Origin of the sequence: Streptococcus sp. UMB1203 (assembly GCF_030217725.1) — a bacterium.
Classification (GTDB): domain Bacteria; phylum Bacillota; class Bacilli; order Lactobacillales; family Streptococcaceae; genus Streptococcus.
Genome location: NZ_JASOOK010000013.1, coordinates 35,115 through 51,389 on the forward strand (window position 1 = coordinate 35,115; position 16,275 = coordinate 51,389).

Annotated in this window: 27 protein-coding genes and 1 other RNA gene; 6 read left to right on the plus strand and 22 right to left on the minus strand. The window is 37.6% G+C overall.

Going from position 1 to position 16,275, the window contains the following annotated elements; all coding sequences use genetic code 11:
- Positions 1-52 precede the first annotated feature (52 nt).
- The 18 genes from QP439_RS04840 to QP439_RS04925 all read right to left on the minus strand — a co-directional run bounded on the left by QP439_RS04840 (position 53) and on the right by QP439_RS04925 (position 9,980).
- A complete protein-coding gene (locus QP439_RS04840; protein ID WP_502961732.1) occupies positions 53-1,357 on the minus strand; it encodes a virulence-associated E family protein in 1,305 nt (434 codons plus the stop codon).
- Positions 1,358-1,398: 41 nt separating this feature from the next.
- Positions 1,399-2,211 carry a bifunctional DNA primase/polymerase gene (locus tag QP439_RS04845; protein ID WP_502961731.1) on the minus strand — a complete coding sequence of 271 codons (813 nt, stop codon included), beginning with the start codon at positions 2,209-2,211 and terminating at the stop codon, positions 1,399-1,401.
- A gap of 24 nt (positions 2,212-2,235) precedes the next feature.
- Positions 2,236-2,697 (minus strand): hypothetical protein, encoded by a 462-nt coding sequence (locus QP439_RS04850; protein WP_285388082.1) that lies wholly within the window; start codon positions 2,695-2,697, stop codon positions 2,236-2,238.
- A gap of 4 nt (positions 2,698-2,701) precedes the next feature.
- A complete protein-coding gene (locus QP439_RS04855) occupies positions 2,702-2,950 on the minus strand; it encodes a hypothetical protein (RefSeq protein ID WP_285388085.1) in 249 nt (82 codons plus the stop codon).
- Positions 2,951-3,110: 160 nt separating this feature from the next.
- Positions 3,111-3,290: a hypothetical protein gene (locus QP439_RS04860; protein ID WP_285388088.1), complete on the minus strand. Its 180-nt coding sequence runs from the start codon at positions 3,288-3,290 to the stop codon at positions 3,111-3,113.
- A 452-nt stretch (positions 3,291-3,742) separates the two neighbouring features.
- The gene (locus QP439_RS04865) at positions 3,743-4,252 is read right to left on the minus strand and encodes a hypothetical protein (RefSeq protein WP_285388091.1); all 510 of its coding nucleotides are present in this window, start codon (positions 4,250-4,252) and stop codon (positions 3,743-3,745) included.
- A gap of 19 nt (positions 4,253-4,271) precedes the next feature.
- Positions 4,272-5,069, minus strand: a complete 798-nt coding sequence (locus tag QP439_RS04870; RefSeq protein WP_285388094.1) for an AAA family ATPase — start codon at positions 5,067-5,069, stop codon at positions 4,272-4,274.
- Positions 5,070-5,071: 2 nt separating this feature from the next.
- Entirely contained in the window at positions 5,072-6,265 is a 1,194-nt protein-coding gene (locus tag QP439_RS04875) for a DEAD/DEAH box helicase family protein (RefSeq protein ID WP_285388096.1), read from the minus strand.
- Positions 6,228-6,713 carry a hypothetical protein gene (locus QP439_RS04880; protein WP_285388098.1) on the minus strand — a complete coding sequence of 162 codons (486 nt, stop codon included), beginning with the start codon at positions 6,711-6,713 and terminating at the stop codon, positions 6,228-6,230. Before QP439_RS04880 ends, QP439_RS04875 begins: the two co-directional genes overlap by 38 nt.
- Positions 6,713-7,072 (minus strand): hypothetical protein, encoded by a 360-nt coding sequence (locus QP439_RS04885; protein WP_285388102.1) that lies wholly within the window; start codon positions 7,070-7,072, stop codon positions 6,713-6,715. Before QP439_RS04885 ends, QP439_RS04880 begins: the two co-directional genes overlap by 1 nt.
- The gene (locus tag QP439_RS04890) at positions 7,072-7,551 is read right to left on the minus strand and encodes a siphovirus Gp157 family protein (protein WP_285388104.1); all 480 of its coding nucleotides are present in this window, start codon (positions 7,549-7,551) and stop codon (positions 7,072-7,074) included. Before QP439_RS04890 ends, QP439_RS04885 begins: the two co-directional genes overlap by 1 nt.
- Entirely contained in the window at positions 7,544-8,266 is a 723-nt protein-coding gene (locus QP439_RS04895) for an HNH endonuclease signature motif containing protein (RefSeq protein WP_350224144.1), read from the minus strand. The genes QP439_RS04890 and QP439_RS04895 overlap by 8 nt, the downstream gene beginning before the upstream one ends.
- A 13-nt stretch (positions 8,267-8,279) precedes the next feature.
- Entirely contained in the window at positions 8,280-8,510 is a 231-nt protein-coding gene (locus QP439_RS04900; RefSeq protein WP_000252079.1) for a hypothetical protein, read from the minus strand.
- A 1-nt stretch (position 8,511) separates the two neighbouring features.
- Positions 8,512-8,724, minus strand: coding sequence for a hypothetical protein (locus QP439_RS04905; protein WP_285388124.1), 213 nt, complete (start codon positions 8,722-8,724; stop codon positions 8,512-8,514).
- Complete coding sequence (locus QP439_RS04910; RefSeq protein ID WP_285388126.1) at positions 8,721-8,915, minus strand: hypothetical protein; 195 nt, start codon at positions 8,913-8,915, stop codon at positions 8,721-8,723. The genes QP439_RS04905 and QP439_RS04910 overlap by 4 nt, the downstream gene beginning before the upstream one ends.
- Positions 8,912-9,184 (minus strand): hypothetical protein, encoded by a 273-nt coding sequence (locus QP439_RS04915; RefSeq protein WP_061420077.1) that lies wholly within the window; start codon positions 9,182-9,184, stop codon positions 8,912-8,914. Before QP439_RS04915 ends, QP439_RS04910 begins: the two co-directional genes overlap by 4 nt.
- Before the next feature lie 75 nt (positions 9,185-9,259).
- Positions 9,260-9,766 carry a hypothetical protein gene (locus tag QP439_RS04920; protein WP_285388129.1) on the minus strand — a complete coding sequence of 169 codons (507 nt, stop codon included), beginning with the start codon at positions 9,764-9,766 and terminating at the stop codon, positions 9,260-9,262.
- 4 nt (positions 9,767-9,770) lie between these two features.
- Positions 9,771-9,980 carry a helix-turn-helix domain-containing protein gene (locus QP439_RS04925; RefSeq protein ID WP_033686199.1) on the minus strand — a complete coding sequence of 70 codons (210 nt, stop codon included), beginning with the start codon at positions 9,978-9,980 and terminating at the stop codon, positions 9,771-9,773.
- 301 nt (positions 9,981-10,281) lie between these two features.
- On the opposite strand from QP439_RS04925, the gene QP439_RS04930 reads away from it, so the two are divergent.
- The 6 genes from QP439_RS04930 to QP439_RS04955 all read left to right on the plus strand — a co-directional run bounded on the left by QP439_RS04930 (position 10,282) and on the right by QP439_RS04955 (position 13,229).
- Positions 10,282-10,635 carry a helix-turn-helix domain-containing protein gene (locus QP439_RS04930; RefSeq protein WP_285388132.1) on the plus strand — a complete coding sequence of 118 codons (354 nt, stop codon included), beginning with the start codon at positions 10,282-10,284 and terminating at the stop codon, positions 10,633-10,635.
- Position 10,636: 1 nt separating this feature from the next.
- A complete protein-coding gene (locus QP439_RS04935; RefSeq protein WP_285388134.1) occupies positions 10,637-11,059 on the plus strand; it encodes a hypothetical protein in 423 nt (140 codons plus the stop codon).
- A 3-nt stretch (positions 11,060-11,062) separates the two neighbouring features.
- Complete coding sequence (locus tag QP439_RS04940; protein WP_285388136.1) at positions 11,063-11,542, plus strand: hypothetical protein; 480 nt, start codon at positions 11,063-11,065, stop codon at positions 11,540-11,542.
- Between the two features lie 20 nt (positions 11,543-11,562).
- Entirely contained in the window at positions 11,563-11,943 is a 381-nt protein-coding gene (locus QP439_RS04945; RefSeq protein ID WP_285388139.1) for an ImmA/IrrE family metallo-endopeptidase, read from the plus strand.
- Between the two features lie 144 nt (positions 11,944-12,087).
- Positions 12,088-12,513, plus strand: coding sequence for a tyrosine-type recombinase/integrase (locus tag QP439_RS04950; protein WP_285388142.1), 426 nt, complete (start codon positions 12,088-12,090; stop codon positions 12,511-12,513).
- 17 nt (positions 12,514-12,530) lie between these two features.
- Positions 12,531-13,229, plus strand: coding sequence for a tyrosine-type recombinase/integrase (locus QP439_RS04955; protein WP_285388145.1), 699 nt, complete (start codon positions 12,531-12,533; stop codon positions 13,227-13,229).
- Between the two features lie 82 nt (positions 13,230-13,311).
- On the opposite strand, the gene ffs is transcribed toward QP439_RS04955, so the two are convergent.
- The 4 genes from ffs to comW all read right to left on the minus strand — a co-directional run bounded on the left by ffs (position 13,312) and on the right by comW (position 15,859).
- An RNA gene (gene ffs, locus QP439_RS04960) (signal recognition particle sRNA small type) lies at positions 13,312-13,406 on the minus strand.
- 32 nt (positions 13,407-13,438) lie between these two features.
- A complete protein-coding gene (tadA, locus tag QP439_RS04965) occupies positions 13,439-13,906 on the minus strand; it encodes a tRNA adenosine(34) deaminase TadA (RefSeq protein WP_203179982.1) in 468 nt (155 codons plus the stop codon).
- 199 nt (positions 13,907-14,105) lie between these two features.
- Entirely contained in the window at positions 14,106-15,392 is a 1,287-nt protein-coding gene (locus QP439_RS04970; protein ID WP_261040006.1) for an adenylosuccinate synthase, read from the minus strand.
- 233 nt (positions 15,393-15,625) lie between these two features.
- Positions 15,626-15,859, minus strand: coding sequence for a sigma(X)-activator ComW (gene comW, locus QP439_RS04975; RefSeq protein ID WP_000941923.1), 234 nt, complete (start codon positions 15,857-15,859; stop codon positions 15,626-15,628).
- Positions 15,860-16,275 lie beyond the last annotated feature (416 nt).

The following is a 16,275-nucleotide window of genomic DNA, read 5'->3' on the forward strand; positions in this document are numbered from 1 at the left end:
ACCGATCTACCCCCTCAACTGCTACCGATGACTACCGATAATTTTAAAATTGCTACCGATTAGTTTTTTCCGAATTCTTCACTCTTACGAACCCTTTTGTACTTTTACCTCCTGCCCGGAAAACACTTTTTTTCCAATCAGGATGATTATCCATGATCATGTTAATCTTCGTTGACAGCTTCCTGTCATTCGAATTTCTCATAAATAAGTTGTACATCATTTCACGAGTTGAGACCTTATCTAGTTTTTTGCTTCCAGGATCAAAGTCGCTACTATTATCGAAATATTTACTTGTGTATTGATGTTGTTGCTGAATAGACCAGTTTTGCCAATTTTCAGGGACGGGCATATCAAGATATTCAAGCACTTGTAACTCAACTTCATCACGATACATGAACTGTTCACGGTAGATATTCAATTCATCCTCTGTATTTTCATCAAACATCAAATCAGCACCAGCGCGATAGATTGTAACGGCCTCGCCCCAAATTTGTTCGATTGTATCAGGCTCGATTTCCATCGGGTGTTTCTTTTGCTGCTTGCTATCTGCCATAATCGGGAGAAATCGACGTTCACCGGTTTTGTCCTTCAGGTATTCTGTTTGGTTAGTAGTCCTGGCTAAAATGAAGTTCTTGGCAAATTCTTCTGTGCGTTTCATGTATGGCTTTCTAAACCTCAAGCTCGTTTTTGAGATGAAAGCTTTTGTTTCAGCGAACGACATTCGATTGCTAGCGACCATTTCATCGTCATTGACAATCAATGATTTAAGCATGATATCGTAATTATCTTTATTAGAGAAATCTGTTACGGCATCTGTATACCATTCGCCACCCAATTTTTGAAGGAGGGACGTTTTCCCAACTCCTTGTCCACCGACCAGGTCCAGAACATAGTCAAACTTAACGTATGGATCATAAACTTTAGCAACTGCACCAACTAGCCACATTTGAGCGATTTTAGAAATTAAAACCGTATCTTCGGCGCCTAAATAGACTTGCAGCATTTGTTTAATCCGTTCACGACCGTCCCAATTGCTTGCTGCTCGCTCCATATATTCCATGACAGGATTGTATTGTCTTTCTGAAAAGAATGTCTCCATGCCATCCAGCATGGCTTGGTTGGTAAAGGCTACGCCCAAAACACTTTCGAAATAAACTTTTACAACTGAGTCAAAATTTGAAGGCAATTCCCCTTTTTTAAAAAGGGTGTTGCCTATTTTGATATCTTTAAGAAGTTCGTGCTCTTGTGAAAATTCATTGTGTTTTAAATAAATACTAAGCTGATCATCTGCTTTAAAGGAAAGTAGCACATTACTGGGACTGTTCGATTTAATCGCACCTTTATCCGTTAGTATCATCTTATCTTGTGAATTAATACTTACAACATTACCAATTGCTCTCACCTCCTATCTTTCTTAATCATACTTTCAATCGTTCGCATCATTTCTTTGTCAGGCAATGGATTTGGACTGTTTGCATTCGCTAATCTAGCCAACTGAACAACAACTTCATCATCAACCGCTCTAAACAAGAGACCACCGACGAATTTTGCTAGTTTGTCATTTCGTCCGCCCTCATCACCAAAACCAAGGGCTATGGTTTCAAAGAGGTCGGTTGTCTGTGTCCGCTCTCTGGTTTGAGAGCGCCTTGCTAAATCCCTAAGACCATCCTTACCATCATACTTATAGCCATGAGTTTCGCCATACTGTTTTTTTATAGCCTGAATTAATTCTTTTGAAGGAGTAACCATAGTACCACCTTCCTTAGACTTTTCCAGATCCCACTCATACTGCCCTTTATCTGTGGCAGAGGGGGCGACTAACACATAGTTATTTTCGTGGGCCTTAATATCAACTCCTGGTAAAAAATTAATCATTTGCGTGATAGGGGTATCCTCTCTCTTGAAGTAAAAGAGGTGTTTCCCACCGCTTGCCGTCTTAGCTTGCAGTGTCGGTTCAATCAATCCCAGATGTTCCCACTTTTTTAACGACTCAAAGCCATCCTCTTTTCCGTGCTTGTCAATATCAATGACAAAGAAGTTTGTAGTTCTGAGGGCAATATTTGCATTAGGGTAGCCATTCCAAAAGTTTTCAATCTCAGCTGTAGTCATGGCAGGCTTGTCGGCAAATTCAATCAAAGGCATCTTATTCTTTGGATTTATGGGTATTACTGAAAATCCCAATTTTTGATACTGCAATGCGTATTCTTTCATTGATGACACGCATACCACCTCTTTCTAGTCCAAAATATCTTGCCAAGGCAATACCTCCCCCATCTTTTCTTCAAACTGTTTTGCATAATCAACCGCAGCATCGCTAGTCAGATTTTTCAATACCTTAGTACGCAACTCACGAGCTTTAATACGTTCACGAGCTTTCAACTCACCAGATGCCAAATCTTCTGTCAAGCCATACAACTCCTGCACATAGAACCACGTTTTCAAACGCCCCAGCTCGTTGCGTTTCAACTGCTCAGCCGAACGACCCGAGCGAGGTTTTAAAAGCTTTATGTTTGAAAAGTCTTTCCCGTAGTCCAGTACCTTCCTCTTACGCTTTTCCGCAAGCTTGAGGGTCAGGTAGCGACGAGAGTAGTGTTCAAACTCCTTGCACAAGATTTCCAATGTAATCTTGCCGTACTTGTCCTGAATGTCATGAAGATTGTCAATTGTGAATTTTTTATTCTCTTTATGTTTTGTCATGTTCCTACACCCTTTCTTTCGTAAATTTATCAATAATTGCCTGATGTTCCTCATTTAAGTCATCTAAGCGTCGCAAGCACAACTGCAAAACCGCAAAATGCTGCGCGTGTTGGACTATCAAGTTATGATAAGACCAATAATCATCAATCTTAGGAATAGGAGCTAACCACTCATGCAAGAGACCTAAACCATCTCTCACTTCATTCATATAAGCTAGTAATTCTGCGTAATTATCCAAAACCTGTTCTGTCATTTCTAATTTTTAGTACGCAAAAAGCGTACCCCTTTCTAAAAAACTGTTTGCCAAACAGAGGTACGCTGTGGTATAATACTAGCGTATCCTGTTCTTTATGAATGGGTGCTGGGAATCTCGTAACGTGTCTGTCGCCAAACTGAGCACGTTGCGAGATTTTTTATTTGCCTTTTAATTCGTCGTAAATTTTCTGTACACCTTCTGACAAAATTTCTGACTTGCTTTTTCCTGTTGTTTTTGAACAGTATTCAAGCATGTCAAATTCAGTTTGTGTCATACGATACCCCATACTTTTTGAACGAGGTTCAGACGATTTCAAAGGGCGACCCATTTTTGCCATTGCGATCATTTCAAAAAGCTAATGACAAGATTGATAATGCTCAACGCTAAAGCAATGCTTGCGATAATGGTACTTCGTTTTTCCTTATCCATTGTCAAACGCTAGGAGCTATGATATACTTAGAGTACACGAAACCAGCCGGGGCGGTTGCCCCTTGGCTTCGTTAAGAGTTTTAGAAGAGTTCTCTTATGATTTTGATAAGATTGACAACCGCTATTGCGATGTTGATTTTATCAATCATAGAGAGCTTTTCTTTTTTCCTATGCCGTCTAGGTTTCATAGCTCCGTTTCCTTTCTATTGGATTTGTTAAGTTTCTCAACCTTACATAGACTATTATATACTTTTGCGACACATATGTCAATAGTTTTGTGTCACATTTTTAAAAAAATTTAAAAAAGCCCACGCACCCATTCATTATTCAGTTTTCAAAGAACAAACATTTTTTTAGTTATCAAAATGGTAAGTCTGAATCATCAATTTCTTCTACATTTACAGGTTGCATGGTATCTTCTTCAAGGTCATAGCTACGGAACTCACGACCATCTTTACCTTTAGTTACAGTGATGACTAAGTTGTAGTAAGAACCAACTGCCTTACGTTGCAAAGCTTCTTCCATGCTTTTTCCGTCTACAAAATCATCAGTCATAACCTGGTCACCACTTAATACAATTGTTTTTTGGAAGAATTTAATGGTACGCTGCACAGCCCATTCAAGACTTTTACCTTTCCATTCCGTCAAAGTCCCGAATGTAGCAAATTCAGAACGCCCGATGTGGTCTCCACCTCGAATTTCGAATTGATAACCCAAACTTTCCCATTTGCTATCTGCTACGTTGAATGTCGCTTTCTTCAACACTACTGGGTAAGTTCCAGCAGGAATAGGACCAGGTCCGTTCGCGCTGTCTTTACGTGGGTCAAAACCTTCTTTTTTGATTGATTTTGCGATATCTAATAAACTCATTTGTTTTCTCCTTTAATTCTTAAAATAATTCTTTAACTACTGCATCTTCGTTCTTCTCTACTTTGGCAGTCGGTTCAATTTTGTGCGTTTCTGTTTTCTTAATTCGTGCAGGCTCAACTGCACCACGGATGGTTGTCAAGATTTTTAAAATCTCTTTATCATCAACTTGGTCTGCATAGTAAGTCTTACGCTTGCGGTCAACCTCACGGTTATAATTTCGACCGATTTTCTCAGTATGGATCATCAAGTCCGAATTACCGTTGATAAGGTTAACGTACTTATCTTTCAAACTTGGTTTATCTTTAGTTGCATTTCCGTTGTCGTCATATTCAGAGATTTGACGACTGATATAAATCACGTTCATTGGTAAAGCCTTCAAGTCAATGACTAACTCAGTTACCGCTTGATTGAAGAAATCATATCCTTTACCGTACGGAATTTCCGACAAGGATTTCAAGCGAGGTTTTCCAGCTGGTGTCAATTCGTCACAAACCGCAATCTTAATCATTTCAATCACATCGTCGATAACATCAATTACAACTGTTTCGTACGAATGCTTTTGAGTTTGAAGAGCCAGTAGGATTTCTCCCAATTGCTTAATGACTGAATTAGTGATGCGTCCAGATTGGCCTTTCTCATTTACGAGTTGAACACTAGGCACGCTATTAGCCTCTGCATTCCCGTCCGTATTTAATACAATCGGATTCGGAAATTCATTAGCTAGGTAAGACTTCCCACTCATTGTTTCACCATAGATGAAATAATTCCGTGGGGTGTCCTTTGGTATTTGTGGTTTGTTTTCTGGTAGTTTAAACAAATTTATACTCCTTTAAAATAAAATTCAATTACATTTACATCATGTTGTTGCCGGCTTCCTGTTATTCGCCAAAGCAACTGTCGGTAGTCGTCATATTCTCCAGAACCCTCTTCTACAGGGTCCAGAACGACGATTGTTTGGTATTTGTGTTGGAGTCCATCGACACCTACACCTAAGACTTGACTGGTAGCAACGACCACTTGATTATCAAGACCTTCTTGAATATCTCCTGTCCAGATACCAATATTAGGATGGCGCTCACGAATAACGTTTACAATCTGCTTGGATTTACTGACAATCAACATATCGTGTGGCGCTCGTTCGATTAGTCCATCTAATTTTAATAGTAGGGGCGTATCCGCATTTACTGGCTTTAATTTTGGAAAATCGACTGCTACGCCTGTTTGATTAAGATAGCGCTCAAAGGTCTTTCTTCCAAACGATTGCTTGGCCATTGCAGTCTTTCCATCAACTGTTACAAGATTTAGTTTTCTAAATTCTGCAAGCTTGTCGGTATTGCCCGGTTCTACCTTGACTGGATAAAATTTAATCTCAAAACCGTTGTTTTCAACTGCATTTTCGATTTCTTCGATTTTTTCCCAACGAAAGAAATTTGGTAAATCTGAGATGTATTTCTCATAATCTCTGAAATCTTCCCACTTTTCTTTTGAATAACTAAATGGATCATAGATCATTTTTCCATGAGTCTTTTGCCAGTCAAATTTATTGTTGGGTGTCGCCCATCCAAAAACTGTTTTTTCAAGCGGATAGAAATTTTGTCCTTTTTTTCGGATTGGTGTTGCTGAAAGTCCTATCGTGTATTTGCGCTTTATTTTGCGATATAAGGCCACTTGCTTATCACTCGACATATTCTGCCACTCATCTATTATCAGCACGTCGCAGGCTAATTTATGCCCCTTTTTGACCTGATTTTGAAGATACCTGTCTGTTTGGATGATAACCTCAACATCATCATCAAATTTCATAAACTTGACTGCATCTATCCAACCATTCAAAATGGCTAATCGGTTGTTAGTGATGATGATTTTCTTAGCTTTTTTGTGTTTGGCAATTGCTAAGGCACATATAGTTTTACCACGACCCCCAAGGGCTTCCAAAAAAATTCCATTAGATAAATGGTCGCTTCGTTTAACTGCTTCAGCTTGCCACTTTCTTAGTGTTATCGTGATACTCACTCACCACCTTTCCGATATCCTCAACAACTTCTTCAATATCATTTCTCATAGCCCAAAATAATCCAAGTCTTGCTGCTGCTCGAATATCCTGATGATGGCTTTTCTCGAACTTCCATAAACCTAATATTTTCAAAAGATCATCTGGAATATCTGACTTATAACCTGCATTGAATTGAAGAATGGCACCTGGATAGCAAAGTTGGATATAAGCGATAGTTTCTGCCACGCTATTATCTTTTGACTTTTCGTTATCCCTCGCCTTAAATTCTTCAACAATAACTACATCGAATTCAAGGTTTGTTCCGATTTCGTGAAACCAATCAGCGAAACCTCTCATACCATAAGAGACAACCCAGCTATCAACTAATCTTGCATTATCCAACAAGACAACTCCTGTTGTGCTGGTTTCAATTTTATTACTGCTTGGATCAATAGCTAAAATTTTCATCAAACACCAACTTTCTCAGTCAGCACTCCTGGATAAAGGGCAGTGTTAAACCAATTTTGTTTATTCACCTTTGCAAAGGCAAATAGCGATTTAACTTCTTTTGCTTGTTTTTCGAATTTTCGAATATCTTCTTCCGATTCAAAGATAGGTTTTTCCTTATATTTAGCGACTGTTACCAGCTTGTACTCTGGAGTAAATACCGGCTTTTCATTTCCTTGATCAAGATTTGTTTCATCTACTTTTACAAAGCGAATTGCAACATCAAATAGAAAATCTTCAGTGACAAGTACTTCAATTGATTCTGGTCCAATCACAACTGCTAGTGAATCTGTTACTCGTGTTTTATTTATCAATTCCATTACTTAATCCTCAAACTTCTGCTTTCTTGCAAGGTAGCACCCTTGACTTTCTTACCTGCATTCAGCAATTCCTTGATAGCATTTTTGTCAGGTTTTTTTGCAATCACAAAATATTTCTTAGGTAGCAGATCCTCATCCACAATGACTGAAGGTTGATTTTTTGCCAGATAAACAGTAAAAAGTAACCCTTTAACCTTGTCATGTCCGGTGATTTCAAAAGCACCTTGCAAGCCAGTTTTAAGCCGTGTGATGTCATTATCAATCGACTTGCATCGTGCAGTCAGACGGTCAATCTCTTCTTTGAGCTGTTTCTTATCAGCTTCTTTATTTTTGATAACCTTGACCGTATTTTCGACTTTTTCCTCAAACTGGTCAGTCCAATCAATCGAATCCAGAGTGTCAGCTTTTGTTTCTTCGTCCAGCCCTTCCATATCATTGATTTGTTTAAAAATCCCTGTCAGTTCGTATAAACTAGCCATCTTTTTCTACCTCTCTGATTTTGTTTGTAAGTTTTGTTAGTCCAATACCTGATTTAGTTAAATCAGCGTTGGACGTGAATAGATGATTTTGATTCATTCTAGCGATTTCGTTTTTAGATAAACAAGCTAGGTTTGAAATATCATAGTTTGTTTTATCTCCGTCTAGGAAAACGATTGAGTATCCTTTTGGTATCGGGCCATGATGTTCCTCCCAAACCTTGCGGTGTTTCAAAACCCATCGATTAGGTTCTCCGATTTTTTCTTTCGGATAGCCGTCTGTTGTATAGTTGATAGTTCCTACAGGTACATAATTTGGAGGTCGATTACCTTTTTTGAAGTAACCACTATTGGGTGGTCTGTTTGGGTATTTCTTCCCCTTATTGTGGGGAGTTTGACCTTTCTCAAATCTTCCCGTTAAACCACTATGTAGATTATTATTTCTCCGATAACTCTTAATCTGTTTCTCAGTCAGTGATAATCCGAATTTTCGGTTCATTTCATTTGCGACATCGCGAGAAATCTTATTTTTTTGGATTGACACAAGGTAGTCGTGTTGCTCCTTTGTAAGCAATCTACCTTGATAGGCTTCGCCAACAAGTAAGCCCAAACGTTTACGTACACCGCTGATTTGAGTCTTGTTGTAATTCGTACCAAATTTCTCATTTAATAACCTGGTTACTTCGGGAGTTAATCGACCAGGGCATATCTCATGCATGTACTCCGTGTACTCATCCTTCCAGCAAAGCGATCGGGGCATTGACTTCACCTACCTTGTCTTTGAATTTTTCAGCATCTAGCGCCAACTGGCCAGCTTGAAGGATTTGGCCAGAGATAGCGACCATCTGTTTTGATCGTTGGAGTTCCGTCTTTAATTCATCAGCAGTAAGATCCCTGTCGTCCAACGTTTCTAGTTGGGCAAAAAGAGTATTGGTTAAATCTGTCAATTTATTTCGAACCATTTTAAATTCCTTCTTCTACACCTTTTGCGAGTCCCACAGGTGGTTCTACATCATAAGTAAATTGCTTATCTGAATTTCTCAGATTCATGCGTGCAATATCACTTGTCATCAGCTGACGCTCTTTTTGCTTCATTTCAGCGTGGTCATCCAGCGTATTTACTAGCGACCATAGACCGATTCCTACGATTGTTACCAGGTAAATGTATTCCATCATTTTACATTCTCCTTTTCCTTGTAGATTGCTACGATTTTTTCAAGATCAGCAATACGCTGATTGGCATTTTGAAGTTTTTCTTGTGTTTCAATCAGTGATTGATTGAGGTCCAGAGCGACCACTCTCCAGTCCAGATTGGTTTCTTCGACCTCTTCCGAAAAGTAGTTTTTAATTCTTGCTAGTAGGTTCATCCGACTGACCTCATTTTCTTGCTTTTTTTCATTTCTTTCTCCCATGCTTGAGTCCCACGATATTGCAGATATTCGTCAAAGCCTTTAATAGTTACAAGCTGGCCATCATTCCTAAGGTGTTTCTGCTGGCTAGGTAGCTTCTTCATCTCTCGTCTCATGTCTCCCGCTTGCCGTTTTGAGCATCCGAAGATGTGTTCTAATTCTTCATCATTAGCAGAGACTTTTTCAATGATCACATCTTTAATTCGTACAATTTCAACTGCTTCCATTTTTGCTCCTTTCGTGTTATAATTCAGTTAGTTATTTTGATTAGCGCCTGACTTCTGTTAGGTGCTTTTTTTGTTTTATAATTCTGGAAATTCCTGTTTTAATTTTGTTAGACGGACGTTGTACCTATCCAAAAAGAAATTTTTAAATTCGTTATATGTTTCCAAAGCGTTTTGAAACTCATCATCTGTCAAATCTTTTATTACTGTTGCACCATGTAGAGATAAAACAAGAGATTTTAATTGTTCATGGATGAGGGAACTATAAAGATTCGGTTTCGAATGATAGTAAATTCCTTTTCTATCCCTCAATCTGCTTGTTAAAAATATTTTAGAGTCACTACCAATATTACTGTCCCAACGGATCCCTGTTATGATTGGATAGATTTCACTACCTATTTCTCTCTTATAAGGTTTTTGAAGTAAATCAAGGACTTTAGGATGATTGTTATTTACGATACGAATATCTTCATCAGTGATAGCGACTTGACCAAAATCTTTTCTAACCTTAACCATTTTATTGGCGACTACTTCAGCAATCATTTCTTGTAATTCGCGTTTACTTATTGTAATTACTTCTTCCATTCTCCTACTCCTCAAACTTTTCCCACGACTCACTGATTCGCAACTTCTTGTTAATGCGAAGCTTCAAGTCGTCACTCCCTTTGCCATCTTTGAAAAGTTGTGTGATAGCTGACGGGCTAACACCTACGACGATAGCCAAATCTGTCTGCGACCACCCACGTTTTTCAATTCGCTCTTTTACAAGCTCAATCCATTTAAGATGTTGTTGGCTCATGTAACCTCCTCCTTTTTTAATTAGTTAAGTTAAAGAGTTAGTAAATTATTTTATAAAATGCTTGACAGTTTTTAGCGTATCTGCTAAAATGAAAGCATAATTAAAAACCTTGATAAAACATTATATCTATCAACTTATTCGCTCGCCAAAGCTATTTATTTTTAGATAAGTTTTTAACTTCGTTTTTTACTAACTCATTAACTTACAAAAACTATTTTAGCGTAAACGCGAAATAATGTCAACTATTTTTGCGTATTTTGTAAAATATTTTTTGTCATGTCTTAGAAAGGCTGATAAATCAATGTTTTCTACTTTTGAAATCGTAAAAGATTTATGTGAAAAACAAGGGATTTCGCTAAATACTTTAGAAGATAAGCTAAAACTAGGCAAAAATTCTTTGTATGGGTTGAAGCGAAACCAACCTTCTGCTGAACGCTTGCAACAAATCGCTGATTACTTCAACGTATCCACCGACTATCTGCTTGGACGGACGGATAATCCATCTATTGCAAAGGATGATACAATCGCAGGATACACGTCTGACGACCTCCGAAAGATGGCAGAGAATGCCAAGACCTTCGATGGCAAGCCACTTACAGAGGAAGATATTGACGCGATTCAAAACATCATTGAGATTTATTTGAGAGGTAGATAGTATGACAAGTATTCCAATGAAAAAGAATCCGTTCAGAGAAAAGATGACAGCAATCAGGATTGTCAATCCTGAAACTTCTCAGTTTCTAGGAACGATCACTAATTTTGATATGTTTCCTGGTTCAACATCTTTGATTGCTTTTCTAGATTTTTTTAATCTAAGACCCGATACAGACTATATCTTATCTCTAACTGCCCACTTCCCTGACGGTACGTCCTACCCTGTTCATGCTACGAGAATAAATATTGCAAGGCAGGGCTTTGTTTTGCTAGAAGATGGCTTTGGGATGGCTACTGGAAATTTCAGCTTTAATTTTACGATACAGAACCCAAGTGATTTTTTCTTTTTCTTCATCTTGATGGACGAAAACGGTCAGGAAGTAGATACAGCATATAGTTATCATCATTTTGGAAAGTGGGGATAATCAATGCCGGACACACAAGATAATTTTAAAGCTTTGCCATCTAATTTTGTTTCATTGAGTAGTAAAAGAGCCTCTTTGACAACTGTACCCATACAAAATCGTGGTATAATGGAGTCAGAAATGTTATCGGAGGAAAATATTATGTCACAAGATACTTACAGCAAATCTGAAATCGACTTAAAACTTGATAAAATTAATTCTGACACCCAGCATGGATTCGAGAAAATTGATTTAAAAATTGACCAACTCAAACAAGAAATGCGTAGCGGATTTGAAAAAATAGATTTGAAATTTGAAAAAGTCGATTTGAAATTCGATAATTTCGAGAAACGTGTAGAGACTATGTTGCTAACTCAAGAAAACAAGAGATTAGAAGAACAAGCTAAAAGCAAAAAAGAGTTCATGTATTGGTTTATCGGATTGTTAGTTAGTACTTTACTGGGGATACTAGCAATCATCGTAACCATTTTAACAACAAAATAACACAAAAAGGATGATAGCCTATGACTATTGAAGAGCTAGTTGACTCACACGGTGTCACTCTCGCTTACTTTGATAACGAACTTTGGCAAAGACCTGGAGTTTATATCAAAGAAATCAGTATTATCTTTATAAACCGTGAACTGTCCGAAGATGCAAAAAAACGGGTCATATACCACGAATTAGGACATCTGGAACATTCTACTGCACTATATCAAAACAACCACACTAGGTGCGAGAATGAAGCTAATAGACATATGATCCATAAGTTGTTAGAAGAAGAACTCGCACTATCAGACGACCATCAATCATTCAACTATCTTCATTTCATGCAAAAACATGAGCTTAGAACAGTCGCAGACGAATTGATGGTCATTGACGAATATTATGAATTGATAGGATAGTTCATCAGAATAACTATAAAAACAAAAAATCCCCACACTCGCAAAGTTTGGCGACTCTGAGTGTGAGGAACTTACGTATAAGAAACAACCATTCAAAAGGTCGTTTTCTTATACCCATTTTAACAAAAAAGTGAGGTAAACGCAATGTGGATGGAAGAACTTCCCAACGGAAAATACAAATTTTTTGAGCGATATAAAGATCCATATACTGAGAAATTAAAAAAAGTTTCAGTGACCATGGAGAAGAAAACTCCCCAGGCAAGAAATCAAGCTGCTATCTTGCTGCAGGAAAAGATAAAACAAAAGTTAGGAGAAAAACAACATTTTGTTTCTGATATAACTTTTGAAAAACTATATGAGGAATTCGAGGAGAATTGGAAACACGGTGTTAAAAATTCAACAGTTTATGCTTCAAAAAATGTAAAAAAAGAGATTTTAAAGCAGATAGAGGGCGACTACCTAGTTAGAAATATTGATAGACGTTTATTACAAAAAGTAATAGATCACTATTACAAGACGGGAGATCTCATAACTATGTTTCTAAAATCAAGTTCAAGCTCAATCAGATAATGAAATTCGCTATCAGAATGAATTATATTGATACAAATGAAATGCTATTTGTTGAAACGCCTAGAAAAGTAATTACATCCGACGAACTCAGGAAGAAAAACACAAAATACTTAGACCAAAAAGAGTTTAAGTTATTCATCCAAAATTTAAAAGACGAGGCCCTATGTGATTATCGAATTACAAAGTATATCCGAATAGCTAAAGTTCTTTTTCTTACTGGCATGAGGTATGGAGAACTGGCAGCCTTAAACTACAAGGAGGATATAGATTTTTCTAAAAAGACTATTCACATCAAGCATACATACGATTTCAGACAAAAAGAGAGAACTACACCAAAGACAATCAAGTCCGATAGGGTTATAACAGCACCTCAAAAAGTGTTAGATATTATCAAAGAGCAAATAATAGAGAATGCGACAAATGGATTTGATACAGATTTTATTTTTATCAATACTCTAGGAGAACCAATAACAAATGCCAGGGTTATTTGTGCATTGAAAAGACATGGTCAAAAAATCGGCATAGAAAAAAATATAACTACACATACATTTAGACATTCTCACATATCCCTACTTGCTGAGCTAGGCATTCCTTTGACTGCCATCATGGATAGAGTAGGACATAGTGACTCAAAGACCACACTAGAGATTTATTCCCATGTCACTCAAAAAATGATATCAGACATATCTAGTAAGTTAGAAAAGATAAAACTATAAATTATGCCCCTCGCCTGCCCCTTTTTATCATATAAGACAAACAAAAACCCTTTAAAGTGTTGATATTAAAGGGTTTTTAAATTGTACGAAAAAAGAGCACACAAATTCAAATCGCTTAGGGCTGCTGGATTCCTCCCCTGACCCGCTTCACGCAGAACTGTTGCTCCACTATTTATTATATCACATTCCTATTCATTTTAAAAGCAAAATTATTTTTTCCGTCTATTTCTAAAAAAGTCCTGCATAATAGCTGCGCATTCATCTTCCAAAATTCCCGTTTCAACCTCTACACGATGGTTAAGACGCTCATCTGTCAAGATATCGTACAAACTCCCAGCAGCGCCAAATTTCTGGTTTTTAGCCCCATAGACCACGTTGGGAATACGGGCGAGTCCAATTGCCCCACTACACATGACACAAGGCTCAATGGTCACAAAAAGCGTGCAATCAAGCAAGCGCCAGCTCTCCTCACTCAGGTTCGCATTCTCTATAGCCATAATCTCCGCATGCATAACCGCTCGTTGCAACTCCTCACGCGCATTATGCCCACGGCCAATGATTTCTCCGTCCTTGACAATCACACAGCCAATTGGAATTTCATCGTGTTCAAGAGCAATCTCAGCCTCTTTCAATGCCTCTCTCATGAAGCTTTCTTTTTCTTCAACTGTATAATTCATCAATTTTCCTTTTCCTACTTGTCGATTTTATTATTATATCATGAATCCCAAGACAAAAAAAGCCACCAAATGCGGTGACTCTATAGGGAGATTATTATGAAAAAGAAAAGTTTAGGATATTTGTTACAACAAGTTAGGAGGTCTTCTTGTAACTGTCTATAGTATACCCGACCTATCTTAAACAAATCTTAAAAATTTCTTAGGACCAAACACTTTCTAAAATATTTGTTTGTTCGCGATCAGGACCTACTGAGAAAGTAGAAATACGAACGCCAACCAATTCGCTCACACGACGAACATAGTTACGCGCATTCTCAGGAAGATCTTCTAAATTACGAACTCCAGTAATATCTTCTGACCAACCTGGCAACTCTTCATAGATAGGCTTGCAACGTTTCAATTGCTCAAGACTAGCTGGATAGTAGTCAATACGTTGACCATCAAGATCATAGGCCACACAGATTTTCACTGTATCTAAACCACTCAAAACATCGATAGAGTTCAATGAAAGATTAGTGATACCAGAAACTCGACGACTATGACGCATCACAACTGAGTCAAACCAACCCACTCGACGTGGACGACCAGTTGTTGTACCATATTCATGACCTACTTCACGAATACGTTCTCCCACTTCATCAAACAACTCAGTTGGGAAAGGACCATCTCCTACACGACTCGTATAGGCTTTACATACACCAACAACCTTGTCAATCTTACTCGGACCAACACCAGAACCAATTGTCACACCACCAGCTACAGGGTTTGACGACGTAACAAATGGATACGTACCTTGGTCAATATCTAGCATAACACCTTGTGCACCTTCAAAAAGCACACGTTTACCATTATCAAGCGCATCATTCAAAATAACAGATGTATCGGTCACATATTTCTTGATTTGTTGACCATATTCGTAATATTCTTCAAAAATATCATCAAAAGCAATCGCTTTACTATCATACAATTTTTCAAAGAGACGATTCTTTTCAGCAAGGTTACGTTCTAAACGCTCACGGAAAATGTCTTTATCCAAAAGATCTGCGATACGAATTCCCACACGAGCAGCCTTGTCCATATAAGCTGGACCAATTCCCTTAATTGTAGTACCAATCTTATTGTCACCCTTAGCCTCTTCTTGCAAGCGATCCAACTCGATATGGTATGGCAAAATAACATGCGCACGATCAGAAATACGCAAATTATCAGTTGTCACACCCTCCTCATGAAGATAGCTCAACTCTTTCACAAGAGATTTAGGATTTACAACCATACCGTTCCCGATAACAGAGATTTTTTCAGGGAAGAAAATCCCAGATGGAATCAAGTGCAACTTAAACTTCTTACCATCAATCACAATCGTGTGACCAGCATTATCACCACCTTGGTAACGTGCAATCACTTCTGCATTCGCTGAAAGGAAGTCTGTAATCTTCCCTTTACCTTCATCACCCCATTGGGTACCTACAACAACAACTGAAGTCATAATCTTGTCTGAGCCCTCAGGCTCTTCCTTTCTCACATACATGGCAGGACTCTCACCTGCAATTATATCTTACAATTTATTATAAGAAAAAATCGCCTTTTTATCAAGAAGAAACAATAGAAAGATTTGCTATTTCCAACTATTAAAAAATGTTTTAGAAAAAATTCCGGCTATTTATCATTATTTTTCCACAAAAAGTAAAAGTTGTTCGGAAATTAACTCATACTGTCTCATCAAGCAACAAAACCCTGTTTCATTATCAATTTTTCAAGATACAAACGATAAGCAACACGATAATGGTAAACAATAAAATCCCGATGACTCACAATACGATATCGGACAAGATAATAAATCAAAAACTTAAAATGAACATGTTCCCAATCAAAATTATCACCCAAGAACATACCATACTCTTCTTCAATATTTCTATAAAAATCCATCATCTGATCATAAATACTTTGTAGCATAAATATATACTCCTTTTCTTTTTATGACCTTATTCTAACAAAAAATTATAAACAGTTATTATAAAATCCTGAATTGCTCAAATACCAACCTCAAAAAGATAACAAATAGGAAAAGTTGACAGAATAGGAACAAATATACTACCTAAATTTCAAAAACTAAGATAATGGAAGCGGAAGGATGCGAACCCCTCGAAGGATCATATTTACAGTCCGCAACGTTTAGCCTCTTCGCTACCCTCAATTAAAGTACTAAAAAGATCTCCTTGATCGAAAACGGAGGGCTCTGAAACTTTACTCAGCAAAAATATCTCACACCAAATAACACTAAATAGATTATTAAGGCTCTATAATATTTGTAGTGGGTAAATCCCCTATAGATATTATGGAGCCTATTTTTGTGTAGAAAAAAAGTCCCA

Bases quoted from the DNA above. Each gene is read 5' to 3' on its own strand.
- QP439_RS04840 (WP_502961732.1), bottom strand. From the start codon at position 1,357: ATGATACTAACGGATAAAGGTGCGATTAAATCGAACAGTCCCAGTAAT.
- QP439_RS04845 (WP_502961731.1), bottom strand. From the start codon at position 2,211: ATGAAAGAATACGCATTGCAGTATCAAAAATTGGGATTTTCAGTAATA.
- QP439_RS04850 (WP_285388082.1), bottom strand. From the start codon at position 2,697: ATGACAAAACATAAAGAGAATAAAAAATTCACAATTGACAATCTTCAT.
- QP439_RS04855 (WP_285388085.1), bottom strand. From the start codon at position 2,950: ATGACAGAACAGGTTTTGGATAATTACGCAGAATTACTAGCTTATATG.
- QP439_RS04860 (WP_285388088.1), bottom strand. From the start codon at position 3,290: ATGGCAAAAATGGGTCGCCCTTTGAAATCGTCTGAACCTCGTTCAAAA.
- QP439_RS04865 (WP_285388091.1), bottom strand. From the start codon at position 4,252: ATGAGTTTATTAGATATCGCAAAATCAATCAAAAAAGAAGGTTTTGAC.
- QP439_RS04880 (WP_285388098.1), bottom strand. From the start codon at position 6,713: ATGAAAATTTTAGCTATTGATCCAAGCAGTAATAAAATTGAAACCAGC.
- QP439_RS04885 (WP_285388102.1), bottom strand. From the start codon at position 7,072: ATGGAATTGATAAATAAAACACGAGTAACAGATTCACTAGCAGTTGTG.
- QP439_RS04890 (WP_285388104.1), bottom strand. From the start codon at position 7,551: ATGGCTAGTTTATACGAACTGACAGGGATTTTTAAACAAATCAATGAT.
- QP439_RS04895 (WP_350224144.1), bottom strand. From the start codon at position 8,266: ATGCATGAGATATGCCCTGGTCGATTAACTCCCGAAGTAACCAGGTTA.
- QP439_RS04900 (WP_000252079.1), bottom strand. From the start codon at position 8,510: ATGGTTCGAAATAAATTGACAGATTTAACCAATACTCTTTTTGCCCAA.
- QP439_RS04905 (WP_285388124.1), bottom strand. From the start codon at position 8,724: ATGATGGAATACATTTACCTGGTAACAATCGTAGGAATCGGTCTATGG.
- QP439_RS04910 (WP_285388126.1), bottom strand. From the start codon at position 8,915: ATGAACCTACTAGCAAGAATTAAAAACTACTTTTCGGAAGAGGTCGAA.
- QP439_RS04915 (WP_061420077.1), bottom strand. From the start codon at position 9,184: ATGGAAGCAGTTGAAATTGTACGAATTAAAGATGTGATCATTGAAAAA.
- QP439_RS04920 (WP_285388129.1), bottom strand. From the start codon at position 9,766: ATGGAAGAAGTAATTACAATAAGTAAACGCGAATTACAAGAAATGATT.
- QP439_RS04925 (WP_033686199.1), bottom strand. From the start codon at position 9,980: ATGAGCCAACAACATCTTAAATGGATTGAGCTTGTAAAAGAGCGAATT.
- QP439_RS04930 (WP_285388132.1), top strand. From the start codon at position 10,282: ATGTTTTCTACTTTTGAAATCGTAAAAGATTTATGTGAAAAACAAGGG.
- QP439_RS04935 (WP_285388134.1), top strand. From the start codon at position 10,637: ATGACAAGTATTCCAATGAAAAAGAATCCGTTCAGAGAAAAGATGACA.
- QP439_RS04940 (WP_285388136.1), top strand. From the start codon at position 11,063: ATGCCGGACACACAAGATAATTTTAAAGCTTTGCCATCTAATTTTGTT.
- QP439_RS04945 (WP_285388139.1), top strand. From the start codon at position 11,563: ATGACTATTGAAGAGCTAGTTGACTCACACGGTGTCACTCTCGCTTAC.
- QP439_RS04950 (WP_285388142.1), top strand. From the start codon at position 12,088: ATGTGGATGGAAGAACTTCCCAACGGAAAATACAAATTTTTTGAGCGA.
- QP439_RS04955 (WP_285388145.1), top strand. From the start codon at position 12,531: ATGAATTATATTGATACAAATGAAATGCTATTTGTTGAAACGCCTAGA.
- tadA (WP_203179982.1), bottom strand. From the start codon at position 13,906: ATGAATTATACAGTTGAAGAAAAAGAAAGCTTCATGAGAGAGGCATTG.
- QP439_RS04970 (WP_261040006.1), bottom strand. From the start codon at position 15,392: ATGACTTCAGTTGTTGTTGTAGGTACCCAATGGGGTGATGAAGGTAAA.
- comW (WP_000941923.1), bottom strand. From the start codon at position 15,859: ATGCTACAAAGTATTTATGATCAGATGATGGATTTTTATAGAAATATT.